Here is a 14,708-nt window from a genome sequence, read left to right on the forward strand (position 1 = left end):
AGACGCTCTGTCCGGTCGGTCCGACGCTACTCGTCTTCTTCCCGCACCGGAACGTACGACCGCCCGGCACCTCTGCCGAGAACCCACTCTCGCGTCGTCAGTTTTCGCTCGGCCCCGTCCTTGCGCGCGATGTCGAGGCGTTCCTCCGTCGTCTGGAAGTAGTTGACCACCGTCACCAGCAAGACGCCGCCGACGGTGTTCCCGAGGAGGACGGGCAGCACGAACCCGCCCAGACCGGCGACGAGCGACCCCCGTCCGGTGAAGACGAGGTACATCAGTTCGGTGAACGAGACGACCGAGTGATAGAGGTTGCCGAACGGGATAGCCAAGAACGCGATGTAGACGACGACCAGGCGCGTGGTGTTGTCGCTGACGGCGTACACCAACCAGACGACGCCCGCGACGATGAGTCCGGCGAACGCCGCCTTGAAGAACAGGCTCCAGAACGCCGTCTCGATACCCTTCGTCGCGAGGTACGCGGCGGCCTCCGCGCCGTCCGCAGAGAGGACGCCGCCCCGCGCGAGGACGAGCGCCCCCAGTCCGCCGCCGGCGAAGTTGCCGAGGACGACGACGGTCCAGATCGTGAGCAGTCGGGGGACGCTGGCGAGTCGTTCCAAGACGAGAACGACCGGCGGGAGCGTGTTCTCGGTGTACAGTTGGTAGCCGCCGAGGATGATGAAGACGAACCCCAGCGGGTACAGCAGGGCGCTGAGAACCGGGTCGCGGCCGGTGGCCGCCGTCATCGACGCGTACAGCAGGTAGGTGACGGTGATGGCGAACCCGGCGGCGAGTGCGCTGAAGAACAGTTCTCGAAGCCCGGTCGTGGCCTCCTCGTCGGCGGCGGCGACGATGCGCTGGAACACCTCGTGGGTCTCGAACTGGTCCCGGACGACACTCCCCACCGCGGGCGCGCCGCGCCTCGACTGTTCTATCGCCTCGCGTACCGTCTCGTTCTCCGGCGTGTCGTCGGCCATCAACTCCACCGTGCGGACGCGTGCGGAAAATGCCTCTCGGCCCCCGTTATCATCACAGCCACGGCGACGGCCGGCGGACGGCCGTCAGTCGTCGGTGTCGACGCTCCCCCGTTCGCGCAGGAGTCCCGCGGCCGTCCCGGCCCAGTCCGCGCGGGCGAACGCCGCGACGGCGAACAGGCCCATCCAGCAGTACGCGAGGAAGACGCCGGCGTAGACGCCGAACAGGCCGAGTCCCAACCACTCGACGGCGAGGTAGGAGAAGCCGACGAAGAACCCGAACATGCCGGTGACGCGGGCGAGGAACGGGAGCCGAGTCGCCCCCGCGCCCTGTAGCGCGCCCGAGAGCGCGACGAACACCGAGAGCATCGGCGCGGAGAGGCCGTAGACGACGGCGAACTCCGCCGCGTACGTGAGCGCTCCGGGCGACCCGCCGAACCCGAGGACGGAGACGACGGGGTCCGCGAACGCCGCGAGGACGAGTCCGATGCCGCCGACGGAACACAGAGAGAGGGCGGCGGTGGCCCACCCCTCGTACCGGGCGACGGACTCCTCGCCGCGTCCCAACGCCTGCCCGACGAGGATGCTCCCCGCGACGTTGTACCCGCGGGAGAGCGGACTCGTCACCTGCTGGTACACCCGGCGACCGACCTGAAAGCCGGCGTTGACGACATCGCCCGAGACTGCGGCGCTCGCACTTCCTAACGAGAGCAACAGCGCGTTGAACGGGAACTCCGCGAGTTCGGTGGCGAACCCCTCCGCCGCCCGCGGGACGGCGACGCGGACGAGTTGCACCGCCACCGTTCGGTCGGTGGGGCGCGCGAAGGCGACGGGCGAGTCCGGGCGGTAGATGGCCGCGACGAGCAGTGCCGCAGAGAGGACGTTCGCCGCCGAGGTGGCGAGGCCGACGCCGAAGACGCCCCACGCCGGGAGGACGGCGACGCCGAAGCCGAGTCCGAGCGACAGAGCGACGTTGACGCCGTTGGCGAGGACGTTGACGTACATCGGCGTCCGGGTGTCGCCCAGCCCCTGCAACGCGCGAGCGCCGACGAGAGCGACGTGGCGCGCGGGCGCGGTGGCGAAGACGACGGCGAGGTACGTCCCGCCTAGGCGCACCGCCTCGTCGCTGGCGGGGAACAGCCCCACCGCCCACTCCGAAAAGAGGACGCCGAAGGCGACGAACGGGACGCCGGTGAGGAAGGCGATGAGGAGGCCCTGCGTCACCGCCTCGTCGCGGTTCGCCTCGGCACCGCTTCCGGTGTCCTGACTGGAGAGGGCGATGGCGGCCCCGCCGAGTCCGAGGCCGATTCTGAGCGGGAACCGCGCGAACAGGTCGGCCAGACCGATGGCGACGACGGCGGCGGGCGACAGCGCGGCGGTGACGAGGATGTCCACCGTCCGCATCAGCGTCCGCGTGGTCTGTTCGGCCATCACCGGCCACGCGAGCGAGAACACGCGACGCCAGACGCCGCGGAGTCGCTCGAAGTCCATGGAGAAACGTGTGCTGTCGGACGCTTGACCCTACCGAAAGGGGAAGGCCGAGCGAACTTTGTCCGTCGACGACGACGCCCCCGCCGTGACCGACGTGTTCGTCTACGGGACGCTGACCGACTCCGACAGAGTCGCATCGCTCCTCGAAGAGTGGTCGTTCGGACCGGGCGCCCGCCTCCGCGGACTCCACCGCGTCGAGGGGGAGTACCCGACGCTCCTCCCCGGCGGGTCCGTCGAGGGGCGCATCCTCCGGACGGACGAACTCTCGACGCTCGACCGGTACGAGGGCGTCGCCTCCGGCCTCTACGTCCGCGTGAGCGTCCCCTACGCGGACGGGTGGGACGCGTGCGGCGACGGCGACTCGGCGGGCGCGCGCCGCGGCGCGGACGACTCCGCAATCGTGTACGTCGGCGACCCCGCACGCCTCGGCGTCGAGGCGGACGCCGAATGGCCGAATTCGGGGGACTTCGCCTCCCGAGTCCGCCGATTCGTCGCCGAGGAGCGAGTCGTCGTCCACCCTGAAGAGAAAGTATCCGACGCGTGAACGACAGCCGTCAGACGCCCCGTTCGCCCCGACGCCGTCCTTCGATTTCACTTTCGCTCCGGGTACATGACGTTTATATAGTGCGCGGAACGAAAAACAGATGCACGTCACACGCGTGCATTCCCCCCCTTTCCCCCCTTCTACACTCCTTAGCGGCGGCCTCGTCTCGGCCAGGCGGCCGACGGCGCGGAGGCGGGTTCCCGTCCCCGACCCGACGCCCCAAAACGATTAACCGAGACCACTGGGAACCGCAAGCATGCTCTCGCTCTCGGATGTTACTGCGGCGCGCGACCGAATCGAAGACGTGGCGAGGCGGACACCGTTGGACTACTCGCACACGTTCTCGGAGATGACGGGCGCGGAGGTGTACCTGAAACTGGAGAACTTCCAGCGGACGGGGGCGTTCAAGATTCGCGGCGCGATGAACTGCATCGCCACCCTCTCGGAGGAACAGAAGGCCGCGGGGGTGGTGACGGCGAGTGCCGGGAACCACGCGCAGGGCGTCGCACTCGCGGCGACGCGGGCGGGCGTGAACTCGAAGATAGTGATGCCGGAGCACGCCCCCATCTCGAAGGTGAAGGCGACGGAACGCTACGGCGGCGAGACAGTCCTCCACGGCGCGGACTACGACGAGGCGCAGGCGAAGGCCCACGAGATAGAACGCGCGGAGGACCGGACGTACGTCCACGCGTTCGACGACCCCTCGGTGATGGCCGGACAGGGGACCATCGGCCTCGAAATCGTCGAGGACTGCCCCGAACTCGACACCGTGGTCGTCCCCATCGGCGGCGGCGGCCTCATCGCCGGCATCGCAACCGCGGTGAAGGCCCGCAACCCCGACGTGCGCGTCGTCGGCGTGCAGTCGGACGGTGCCTCCTCGGCGGCGGATTCGCTTCAGAAGGGCGCAATTTACGAACTCGACAGCGTCGACACCATCGCGGACGGCATCGCCACCCGACGGGTCGGCGAGACGCCGTTCGAGGTCATTCGAGAGCACGTAGACGAGGTGGTGACCGTCTCCGACAAGGAGATAGCCGTCACGCTGACGTACCTGCTCGAACGGTCGAAGACGCTCGTCGAGGGCGCGGGGGCCGTCGCCCTCGCGGCCCTCCTGTTCGAGGCGTTCGACTACGAGGAGGGCGAAACCGTCGTCCCCCTCCTCTCGGGCGGGAACATCGACCTCAACCAACTGACGACGGTGGTCATGCGCGGCCTCGTGGAGACGGGGCGGTACCTGAAGATTCGGACCGTGCTGAAGGACCGCCCGGGGGCGCTACAGGAACTCGTCTCCGTCCTCGCGGACACCCGAGCGAACATCTACGCCATCCAGCACGACCGTACCTCGCGCAACATCTCGATGAACGAGGCGGACGTGGAACTGGACTTAGAGACGCGGGGCCACGACCACGTCGAGGAACTCCTCGCGGCCCTCCGCGAACGGGGGTACGAGGTGGACGTCCTCGCCTGAACGCCGGTCGTACGCTCCGCGTCCTCGCCTCTACTCGTACGTGCCGAGGTGGCCGCCGTCCCACGTCATGTCCGCGCCGTCGAGATGTTGGCCGTGCTTCGAGAACCCGAAGGCGAACAGGTTCGCCACCTGAATCGGACGCATCATGTCTTTCACGCGCGACCCGCCGAGCATCACGTCCTCGACGACTTCCTCCTCGGAGATGCCGCGTTCCTCCGCGGTGTCGGGAATCTGGCCTTCGACCAACGGCGTCGAGACGTAACTGGTCGAGACGGTGAACGCGCGGAGGGCCCCCTCGCCTTCGGCGGCGATGGACTTCGTGAGGCCGCGCAGGGCGAACTTCGAGGTGATGTACGCCGCTTTGTCCTGCGTGGCGACGTGACCGTGGATGGAACACATGTTGCCTATCGCGCCGACGCCGTCGTCCGTCTCTCGAACGTGCGGCATCACGAGTTTCGAGAGGAGGAACGGCGCGCGGACCATCACCTCGTGCATCGTGTCGTAGACGTCCATCGGGAACTCCTCGAGGGGCGAGATGTGCTGCATCCCGGCGATGTTCGCGAGGTAGCGCACGTCGCCGTGCGTCGCCGCCTCCTCCACCAACGCCCGCATCTCGTCGTCGTCGGTCAGGTCCGCCTCGACGGTGACCACCTCGCCCGGCGCGTCCATCTCGTCTTCGACCAACGCCTTCATCGAGGCGAGTCCGTCGCCGTCCACGTCGGTTCCGACGACGGTGAGGCCGTTCGTCGCCATCGCGGCGGCCGTCGCCCGGCCGATACCGGACGCCGCGCCCGTCACGAGACAGACGCTCTCGGGGCCGAAGCGGTCGTCCTCTAAAACCAGTACGTCGTCCGCGCCGAACTCTACCGTAGCGGGGTCCGCCATGTGGGACACTGACGGGCGAGAGCGGTATCAATCTGAGCGTGTCGCCGCGTCAGGAGCCGAGACGTTCGGTTTCGAGGGAGAGTAGCGCACCCCTGAGGGTTCTCCCGGATTTAAGTCGCCCGACGCCGACGCCCCGGACATGAAGCGCATCATCAGCACGGACGAGGCACCCGCCGCGGTGGGCGCGTACAGTCAGGCGACGACGAACGGGTCGCTCCTCTTCACGGCGGGACAGATTCCGCTGACGCCCGACGGGGAACTGCTGGACGACGAGGACATCGCCACGCAGACGGAACAGGCCCTCGACAACGTGATGGCGATTCTCGACGCCGAGGGCGCGACGGCGGCGGACGTGTTGAAGGTGAGCGTCTTCCTCGACGACATCGAGGACTTCGAGGAGATGAACGAGACGTACGCGGGCTACTTCGAGGAGGAGCCCCCGGCCCGAAGCGCAGTCGAGGTGGCGAACCTGCCGAAGGGCGTCGGCGTCGAGATAGAGGCCATCGCCGACGCCGAGTGAACGTGCGGCCGCGAACGAAGTCCGCACTCCTGTGGGGCGCTATCGGCTGTTTCAGCTTTCTCGCCGCCCTGCAGGGGTATCGGCTCCTCGTCGGTCCGTTGTCGTTCGGCGTCCTCGGCTCTCTCGTCGTCGCCGTCGTCGTCGGCGGCGTCGTCTCCGGCGTGACGTACGCCACCGAGCGCCGTATCGCCACGAAAGGAAGGACTTAAACTACTCAACGGGATACGTTGAACTGTAAGCCGGGATGGCCGAGTGGTAAGGCGCACGCCTGGAAAGCGTGTTCCCTTTGGGATCCAGGGTTCAAATCCCTGTCCCGGCGCTTCTCTAACTTCTAACCCCCGAGCGAGGCGTTTATCGCCGAGCGTACGCGGTAGAAGTTTGCAAGCGATTACGACGGGATTTGAACCCTACCAGTCGCGCGCAGCGAACGTAGTGAGCGAGCACGTCTGGTTTCGGTTCAAATCCCTGTCCCGGCGCTTCTTCGGAAACTGACCGCCGAGCGAGGCGTCTCGTCGCCGAGCGACGCCGGTCGAGTTCGGTGAACGTCTACGGACGGATTCGAACTAGGGAGCGACTGAAAGGAGCGACCGTAGTTCAAATTCCTGTCCCGGCGCTTCTCTCACTTCTAACTCCCCAGCGAGGCGTTTCATCGCCGCGAGTACGCGAGTAGAAGTTTGCGAGCGGTTACGACGGGATTTGAGCCAACGAGCAGATCTTCGATTTGCGAGTGAGGTTCAAATCCCTGTCCCGGCGCTTCTCTAACCCCTGATCGAGGCGTCTCGCCGAAAACGAAGCGACGAGTCAGTCGTCGGATTCCGGGATGAACGGTCCGTACACCGCCGTTTGGTGGGCGATCGTCGCCACGCGGAGGATGTACGCGCTCAGTATCGCGAGGGGGACGAGCGTCGCGACGATTATCGCCCCCGCGACACCGACGAGTGCGGCGTGCGGCAGCGTCAGACCGGCGATGTCTCGATACGAGAAGATACCTATCGTGGCGACGGTCACCGCGGGGACGCCGGTGTAGACGAGGAGTCGTGAGAGACGCGCCAACTGCCGTTCGACGACCACCGTTTTGAGGAACTGCCGCGCGGCGTCGACTTCGACGAACAGTTCGGTGATCCGTTGTAGCTCTTCGGCCGTCTCCGCGTCGGAATCGGAGAGTTCCGCCTGAATTCGTCGAACGTCGTGGAACTGCCCCGAATTACGGTAATCGAGCATCGTGAGGAACGTCCGGAGCATGCTCGTGTCGTCGGCCGCCAACTCGTCGTTCGTCCGTTCCGCTTCTTCGATGACCGACTGGGTTATCTCCGCGACGTCGTTCGCCACTCGCTCGTCCGCCCGCGAGCGGTCGAATCGGTCCTGAGCCGTTCCGGCGGCGTCCGAGACGGCGGAGAGGAGCGTTCCGAAGAAGGGTGACGCGTGCGGCGAACTCACCGAGGTCCCGGTTCGGTCTTCGACGCGCTCTCGAAAGTCCGTGATGTCGGTCCGGCGTTCGTAGAGGTCCTGTACGGAGCCGAACTCGTGAGAGAGGACGATCTGGTTCACGCCGACCGTAATCGGGACGAGCGTCAGGAGGCCGTTGACGGTGCCGTTGAGGTACCACATCACCCGGTTCGGCGTCGTCACCGTGGCGAGGTCGAGAATCCCGACCGCGAAAAACGCCGCGCCGACCCCGAAGAGTAAGACGAGCGAAACGAGGAGTCGATCACCCGAGAGCAGGAACCACCGTGTGAGTCCCGTAATCGGACGGTGGTCGGCCGAGCCTTCGGTCGTGTCCGCCATACGGACACGCAACACGCGAGCGGGGAATAAATGTCAACCACGAGTATGCAACCCGGCGACCGGAGACGGAGCGACGCGTCGGACCGACCGCGCCGAAAGAAAACGGGGTGGTTCGCGAAGCACCGGACGGACGACTCGCGACGGTGGGGTGCGAGTCGCGTCTACTCCTGCATCTCCTCTATCACTCCGACCTTCCAGTCGGTGTAGCCGCCGGACCCGACGGTGAACGTCTCCGTCATCTCGCCGACGGTGACGGCGTACTGGCCGTCCTCGATGGTCAGTTCGTCCGCGTTGCCCGGCACGTCGCCCGGGAGGACCAAGAGCGTCTCCAACGGCGCGTCGATGGTGACGGTCTTGCTCTCGCCGGAGTCGAGGGAGACGCGCGTGTACCCCATCAGTCGCTCGTCGGGGTGGATGACCGACCCGAACGACTGGGTGTTGTACGCCTCCACCACGTCGGTGCCCGCCCTGTCGCCAGTGTTCGTCACCTTCACCGACACCTCGATGGTGCCGAGACTGCCGTCGCCCGCGGACTCGCCGGGACTGATCTGGAGGTTCTCGTACTCGAAGGAGGTGTAACTCAGGCCGTGGCCGAACGGGAACTGCGACTCCTCGTCGCCGCGATTCGCCGGCGGCAGGTGGTTGTAGACGTTGATGAGGTCGCCCGTCGTGTGCGGCCACGTGAACGGGAGTCGCCCGCTGGGGTCAACGTCGCCGAAGAGCGTGCGACCGACCGCCGTACCGCCCTCCGTCCCCGGTTGGTACGCCATCAGGGCCGCGTCGAACTTCTCCATCGTCTCCGGGTGCCCGCGCGGGCGACCGGCGACGACGACGCCGACGGTGGGGGTGTTCGTCTCGGCCACCGCGTCGACGATTTCGGGCTGTTCGCCGGGGAGTTCGAGCGTGTCGGTGTCGCCGAAGCCCTCGGAGTAAGGCCCTTCGCCGACGACGACGACGGCGACGTCGGCGTTCTCGGCGGCGTCCACGACTTCGGACTCGTTGTCGAAGGGGAACTCGTCGGGCGCGAACGGGTTGAACGTGTGTCCGGTCGGCACGGAGACGATTTCGGTGCCGTCGGACGCCGCCTCCTTCATCCCCTCGACGATGGTCACCGCGGCGGGTTGAGCCTCCGAATCTTCGGGAAGCCCCTGCCACCCGAGCGTCCACCCGCCCATCTGGTTTCGGACGTTGTCGGCGTTGGGACCCGTCACGAGGACCGTGTCGGCGTCCGAGATGGGGAGCGTCTCCTCGGCGTTCTTCAGGAGCGTCATCGACTCCGTCGCCGCCTTCCGAGCCGTGTCTCGACCCGCGCCGACCTGCTCGCTCACCGAGAAGTCCGGCCCGCTATCGTCAAGCAAGCCGAGGTGTTTCTTGAACCGGAGGACGCGTTTTACCGCCTCGTCGATTCGGGACGTCTCGACTTCGCCGGACTCCACGAGGTCCACGAGGGTCGTGACGAACCGCTCTGGCTCTTCCGGTTCCATGTAGACGTCCACGCCGGCGTTGATGCCCTCGCGGACGGCGTCGCGGAACGTCGGGACGTACTCGTGGATCGTCATCATGCGGTCGAAGTCGTCCCAATCGGAGATGAGGACGCCCTCGAACCCCCACCACTCGCGGAGCACCTCGGTGAGGAGGAACTTAGAGGCGTGCGCGGGGACGCCGTTGACCGATCCGCTGTTGACCATGATGCTCTCCGTTTGCGACTGGACGCCGGCGCGGAACGGCGGGAAGAACTTCTGTCTGAGCATCCGCATCGGGATGTGCGCCGGACTGCGGTCGTTGCCGTTCTCCGGTTCGGAGTAGCCCGCGAAGTGCTTCACCGTCGCGCCGACGGTGACGCAACCGTTCTCGCGCGTCTGCATTCCCTCCGTCGCCGCCGAGACCATCTCCGAGGCGAGGTGCGGGTCCTCGCTGAATCCCTCGTAGAACCGACCCCACCGGGGGTCGCGTTGCAGGTCAGCGTCCGGCGCGAAGTTCCAGTGCGCCCCGACCGCTCTGACCGACTTCCCCGTCTGCTTTGCGGCCTTCCTCGTCAGTTCGGGGTTTCGTGTCGCACCTAATCCGAGGTTGTGGGGGTACGCCGTCGCGCCGTCCACCGTGACGTTCCCGTGGACGGCGTCCAGACCGTAGGCGAACGGAATCCCGTGGTCGGTGTTGTCGGCGGCGAACTGCTGGAGTTCGTCGAGTTGCTTCCGGAGTTCTTCGGGGTCGTTCGTCGGCGGGTTCGCCCCGCCGGAGAGGAGCGACCCCGCGTGGTACTTCGTCAGATAGTCGCCCACCTCCGCGGGGTCGAGACTCCCGACGTTCACTTGGAGCATCTGCCCGACCTTCTGTTCGAGCGACAGCGATTCGAGGAGGCTCTCGACGTCCGCCCCATCCCCGTCGGAGTCGTCCGCGGCGGCGACGCCGCCGGCACCCCCCGCGGCCAAGAGACCGGCCCCGGCGACGCCGAGGAACTGTCGCCGCGTCTGTTCGACAAATCGTGATACGTCTACATTCTCTCTGGATTGCCCATCCATGGGTGAAAATGGCAACCACATACCATAATAGTTTATTAAGTACATTAGAAAGTAATACTACTCGGATGTTCTCTCGGCAGTTACTATCTGAGATGGCGGCGGGGCAGCGCCCGGAGACGGGACGCATCCGTCATATCGAAAAATACGAGACGCAGAGCGAGCTGTAGGGTCGGTTCAGGCCGTCAGGCGACGCGTCGCCACGGATTCGCCCGCGGCGTTCGACGCGACTAATCGGACGGTGTACTCCGCCGGCGACCCGAACTTCTCCGTGAAGGAGCGACTTCCCGTCGCGCCGGACCACCGCGCGAGGGGCGACTCGCCCGTGCTGATGCTCCCGCGGTACAGTTCGACGGTCACGGAGTCGGGGCCGCCCGAGACGCCCCACTCGACTTCGACTTCGGCGTGGGGGTTGTTCGGACTGGCCGACGCGACGGCGAACGTATCGACGACCGGTGCCGTCCCGCCCGCGGCGTCCGTCGTGACCGTAATCGTTTCGCTGGGGTCGGACTCGTTGCCCGCCGCGTCCGTCGCCGTGACGAAGAACTCGTACGTCGTCCCGGCGTCGAGTCCCGTGACCGTACAGGCGGTATCGGCCACCTCGCCGAGGCGCGTCCCGTCCGCGTAGACGTCGTAGTGGTCCACGCCGGTGTCGTCCGACGCCGCGTCCCACGCCAACTCGACCGCCGCGTCGGTGTGGGCCGGCGACGAGAGGTTCGCCGGCGCCGACGGCGGCGACGTGTCCGCGGACCCGTCGTCGCCGCTTCCGTCGTCCGTCGTGCCGTCGTCCGTCGTCGTGCCGACCGCCGCCTCCACGTCGAGGATGCCGTACCCGTAGCGCACGTCGTGTCCGGTCCGACCGGCGTCCTCCGCCGTGTCGCGCAGGCGCGTCCGGGCGTCCGCGTTCGAGTGGCCGGCGGCCATCAGGAGGCCCGCCGCGCCCGCGACGTGCGGGCAAGCCATCGACGTGCCGGAGAGCACCGCGTACCTGCCGTCGCTGTACGTCGAGGTGATTTCGACGCCGGGGGCCGCCAGTTCGATTTCGTCGCCGTAGTTCGACCACTCGGGAACGGAGTCGTCGTCGGCGGTGGCGCTGACCGCGACGACCGAGTCGTACGCGGCGGGGGCCGTTTGGGCGACGTCCGCGCCCTCGTTTCCGGCCGCGGCGACCAGTAGCACGCCATTGTTGGCGGCGTAGTTGCACGCGTCCTCGATGGTCGAGGAGAGCGTCCCGCCGAGACTCAGACTGCCCACGTCCCAGCCGTTGTCGGCGACGTACTCGATGCCGGCCGCCACGTCGGAGTACGTTCCGCTACCGTCGTCTTCGAGGACTTTGACCGCGTGGAGCGTCGCCCCGGACGCGACGCCGACGACGCCCTCGCCGTTCGAGACGGCGGCGGCGATGCCCGCGGCGTGGGTCCCGTGCCCGTTGCCGTCGTTCCAGTCGCTCGGGTCCGTACTGGAGTCGTTGCGCCAGTCCTTCCCGACGGTGAACGCGACGCCCTCGCCGAGGTTCTCCGCGAGGTCGGGGTGGTCGTTGTCGATGCCGGTGTCGATGACGGCGACGTGGGACCCGGACCCCGTCGTCGCGTCGGCGACCTTCTCGGCGTCCACCCGGTCTACGCCCCACGGCACTTCGCTCGAACTCGCATCTATGTCCGCGGGCCCGGAGATGGCGCGGACGACGCCGTCGGGTTCGACGTAGCGCACGTCGGGGCGTCGAGACAGTCCGCGGAGGGCCTCTTCGGGGAAGGTGCCCGCGACGGCGTGACCGATGTCGCCGAAGTCGAAGACGCGCTTCACCGACGACGCGCGCCTGCGCGCCTCTCGGGCCGCCCCCTTCGAGGCGGTGCCGACGACGAAACGGCCCCGAGACGCGCTTGCGACGCCCGACCCCGCAGTTCCGATACCGATTCCCGCGCCGGCGAGTGTGAGGAGCCGGCGACGACTGAGTTGATTAGAGTTTGTCATTTGGTTTGTTGTTCGAAATCCTACGTTTGAAGCACATTCCGGTGGAATGTACAAACATAGGATACAGAACTATACGAAATCAGATACGTAATAAATCTACTTACTCACGAAAACCGTTCGAACGTCGAGTCCTGTCGTTCCGGAGACAGAGAACGTGCGGGTGAACGGCAGAAAGGGAGGACGAGGTGGGACGAACGCGCGAACTGCCGCCTCTCGCGGAGGTGTGCGTCGGTCACCCAAACATTCATCAACACGGGTGTCCTTGCCACGGTTGACAATGCCAGACACAAAGAATGGCCGGGAGCGGAAGGGCCGCAACAAGAGGAATCAGCTCCAAGAGCGTCTCTACTCGCGCGAGATAGAGGCCGTGGAGTCCGACGAGGAACTCCCGCCGTTCGAGGCGACTCCCGAGACGCCGTTTCTGACGGACGATCTTCCGGACGAGGAGTGAGGCCGCCCGGCCGCAGGCCGCGTCCCCGACACACGACCTTTTTGCCGCCGCCCCGTCCCGCCGCCGACTCGAACTCTCGTACATAAATCTACCCCCGCATTCGCGAGAACCGAACGGTCGCCGAGTACGACGGAGGCGGTCGAATCGGGAGGTAACCACGACGACGGAGTGGTTCTGCGATACTCCGTGCGCGGTGGTGACAACCCTCTCGGTTATCCGAAACCCAAATTTTATATAGAATCACAAACAATCTCTCGGTGAACTATGAGTCAGCGAATGCAGCAGGGTCAGCCCATGATCATCATGGGAGAGGACGCCCAGCGCGTCAAGGACCGCGACGCGCAGGAGTACAACATCACTGCCGCCCGTGCTGTGGCGGAGGCCGTACGTTCGACACTCGGCCCGAAGGGGATGGACAAGATGCTCGTCGACTCGATGGGTGACGTCACCATCACGAACGACGGCGTGACCATCCTCAAGGAGATGGACATCGACAACCCGACGGCCGAGATGATCGTCGAAGTCGCCGAGACCCAAGAGGACGAGGCCGGCGACGGGACGACGACGGCCGTCGCTATCGCGGGCGAACTCCTGAAGAACGCCCAGGACCTCCTCGAACAGGACATCCACCCGACGGCGATCATCAAGGGCTTCCACCTCGCCAGCCAGCAGGCCCGCGAGGAGATCGACGACATCGCCGAGGACGTCGAACCCGACGACGAAGAACTCATCAAGAAGGTCGCCGAGACGTCGATGACCGGCAAGAGCTCCGAACTCAACAAGGAGCTTCTCGCCGACATCATCGTCCAAGCGGTCCAGCAGATCACCGTCGAAGCCGACGACGGGTCCTACGTCGTCGACCTCGAGAACGTCTCCATCGAGACGCAGACGGGGCGCTCCGCCGCCGAGTCCGAACTGCTCAACGGCGCGGTCATCGACAAGGACCCCGTCCACGACGACATGCCCGTCACCTTCGAGGACGCCAGCATCCTCCTCCTCAACGAACCCATCGAGGTCGAGGAGACGGACGTGGACACGCAGGTCAGCATCGAGAGCCCCGACCAGCTTCAGCAGTTCCTCGACCAAGAGGAAAAACAGCTGAAGGAGAAGGTCGACAAGATAGCCGAGGCCGGCGCGGACGTCGTCTTCTGTCAGAAGGGCATCGACGACCTCGCCCAGCACTACCTCGCGAAGCAGGGCATCCTCGCGGTCCGCCGGACGAAGAAGTCCGACATCGGCTTCCTCAAGAACATCGTCGGCGGCAGCGTCGTCTCCGACCTCGACAGCCTCGAAGCCGCGGACCTCGGCACCGGCAGCGTCCGCCGCGACGACGAGGACGAACTGTTCTACGTCGAGGGCGTCGGCGACGACTTCCACGGCGTCACGATGCTGCTGCGCGGTTCGACCGACCACGTCGTCGACGAACTCGAACGCGGCGTCGAGGACGCCCTCAACGTCGTCGCGACGACCGTCTCCGACGGCCGCGTCCTCGCGGGCGGCGGCGCAATCGAGGTCGAACTCGCCTCGCGCCTCCGCGACTACGCTGACTCCGTCTCCGGCCGCGAACAGCTCGCGGTCGAGGCGTTCGCCGACGCGGTCGAACTCGTCCCCCGCGTCCTCGCCGAGAACGCCGGTCTCGACTCCATCGACACGCTCGTGGACCTCCGCGCGGCCCACGAGGACGGCGAGAAGCGCGCCGGTCTGAACGTCTTCAGCGGCGACGTCGAAGACACCTTCGAGGCGGGCATCGTCGAACCCGCCCACGCGAAGGAGCAGGCCGTCTCCTCCGCCACCGAGGCCGCGAACCTCGTCCTCAAAATCGACGACATCATCGCCGCGGGCGACCTCAGCACCGGCGGCGACGACGACGAGGGCGGCGCGCCCGGCGGCGGCATGGGCGGCATGGGCGGCATGGGCGGCGCGATGTGAAGTAGGCCGACAGCCACACTCACACGCCGACTCCCGACCCTCACTGCACCGCGCGCCGACCGTACGACCGACCGTTTTTTCGCCGACTCCTCACCGCCAGCGTCGAGTGGCGCAATCGCGTCGCTCCGCGGACACCACCTTGTCCGCCATCCGAAGTACACGATAGAATACGGA

The 14,708-nt window shown here is 66.6% G+C and carries 11 protein-coding genes, 1 tRNA gene and 1 pseudogene; 7 read left to right on the forward strand and 6 right to left on the reverse strand.

Annotation, left to right across the window (positions count from 1 at the left end; genetic code table 11):
• Positions 1-29 precede the first annotated feature (29 nt).
• Together BLS11_RS12535 and BLS11_RS12540 are read right to left on the reverse strand one after the other, a co-directional pair.
• A pseudogene (locus tag BLS11_RS12535) lies at positions 30-974 on the reverse strand (formate/nitrite transporter family protein); the annotation flags it as partial.
• Between the two features lie 84 nt (positions 975-1,058).
• Positions 1,059-2,462 carry an MATE family efflux transporter gene (locus BLS11_RS12540; RefSeq protein WP_092537943.1) on the reverse strand — a complete coding sequence of 468 codons (1,404 nt, stop codon included), beginning with the start codon at positions 2,460-2,462 and terminating at the stop codon, positions 1,059-1,061.
• 58 nt (positions 2,463-2,520) lie between these two features.
• Between BLS11_RS12540 and BLS11_RS12545 the strand changes: the two genes are divergently transcribed.
• Positions 2,521-3,006 carry a gamma-glutamylcyclotransferase family protein gene (locus tag BLS11_RS12545; protein ID WP_245698901.1) on the forward strand — a complete coding sequence of 162 codons (486 nt, stop codon included), beginning with the start codon at positions 2,521-2,523 and terminating at the stop codon, positions 3,004-3,006.
• A gap of 256 nt (positions 3,007-3,262) precedes the next feature.
• Complete coding sequence (gene ilvA, locus BLS11_RS12550; protein ID WP_092537945.1) at positions 3,263-4,474, forward strand: threonine ammonia-lyase; 1,212 nt, start codon at positions 3,263-3,265, stop codon at positions 4,472-4,474.
• A 30-nt stretch (positions 4,475-4,504) separates the two neighbouring features.
• Here the strand turns inward: ilvA and BLS11_RS12555 are convergent, their stop codons facing one another.
• A complete protein-coding gene (locus tag BLS11_RS12555; RefSeq protein ID WP_092537947.1) occupies positions 4,505-5,359 on the reverse strand; it encodes an SDR family NAD(P)-dependent oxidoreductase in 855 nt (284 codons plus the stop codon).
• 139 nt (positions 5,360-5,498) lie between these two features.
• Between BLS11_RS12555 and BLS11_RS12560 the strand changes: the two genes are divergently transcribed.
• The 3 genes from BLS11_RS12560 (at position 5,499) to BLS11_RS12570 (ending at position 6,198) form a co-directional block, all read left to right on the forward strand.
• The gene (locus tag BLS11_RS12560; RefSeq protein WP_092537949.1) at positions 5,499-5,879 is read left to right on the forward strand and encodes a Rid family detoxifying hydrolase; all 381 of its coding nucleotides are present in this window, start codon (positions 5,499-5,501) and stop codon (positions 5,877-5,879) included.
• Positions 5,880-5,881: 2 nt separating this feature from the next.
• On the forward strand, positions 5,882-6,088 hold the full coding sequence (locus BLS11_RS12565; protein WP_092538603.1) for a DUF7981 family protein: 207 nt from the start codon (positions 5,882-5,884) through the stop codon (positions 6,086-6,088).
• A gap of 29 nt (positions 6,089-6,117) precedes the next feature.
• Positions 6,118-6,198 (forward strand) — tRNA-Ser (locus BLS11_RS12570).
• A gap of 482 nt (positions 6,199-6,680) precedes the next feature.
• Here BLS11_RS12570 and BLS11_RS12575 read toward each other — a convergent pair.
• The 3 genes from BLS11_RS12575 to BLS11_RS12585 form a co-directional block, all read right to left on the reverse strand.
• Positions 6,681-7,664 (reverse strand): DUF7972 family membrane protein, encoded by a 984-nt coding sequence (locus tag BLS11_RS12575; protein WP_092537951.1) that lies wholly within the window; start codon positions 7,662-7,664, stop codon positions 6,681-6,683.
• Positions 7,665-7,825: 161 nt separating this feature from the next.
• On the reverse strand, positions 7,826-10,186 hold the full coding sequence (locus BLS11_RS12580) for a beta-glucosidase (RefSeq protein ID WP_175454448.1): 2,361 nt from the start codon (positions 10,184-10,186) through the stop codon (positions 7,826-7,828).
• 174 nt (positions 10,187-10,360) lie between these two features.
• Positions 10,361-12,154 carry a S8 family serine peptidase gene (locus BLS11_RS12585; RefSeq protein WP_092537955.1) on the reverse strand — a complete coding sequence of 598 codons (1,794 nt, stop codon included), beginning with the start codon at positions 12,152-12,154 and terminating at the stop codon, positions 10,361-10,363.
• Positions 12,155-12,431: 277 nt separating this feature from the next.
• On the opposite strand from BLS11_RS12585, the gene BLS11_RS19445 reads away from it, so the two are divergent.
• Together BLS11_RS19445 and thsB are read left to right on the forward strand one after the other, a co-directional pair.
• Entirely contained in the window at positions 12,432-12,605 is a 174-nt protein-coding gene (locus BLS11_RS19445) for a hypothetical protein (protein ID WP_175454449.1), read from the forward strand.
• A gap of 294 nt (positions 12,606-12,899) precedes the next feature.
• Positions 12,900-14,534 (forward strand): thermosome subunit beta, encoded by a 1,635-nt coding sequence (gene thsB, locus BLS11_RS12590; protein WP_175454469.1) that lies wholly within the window; start codon positions 12,900-12,902, stop codon positions 14,532-14,534.
• The last annotated feature ends 174 nt before the right edge of the window (positions 14,535-14,708 follow it).

The sequence above is a fragment of the Halopelagius longus genome (genome assembly GCF_900100875.1).
GTDB classification, from domain to species: Archaea; Halobacteriota; Halobacteria; order Halobacteriales; family Haloferacaceae; genus Halopelagius; species Halopelagius longus.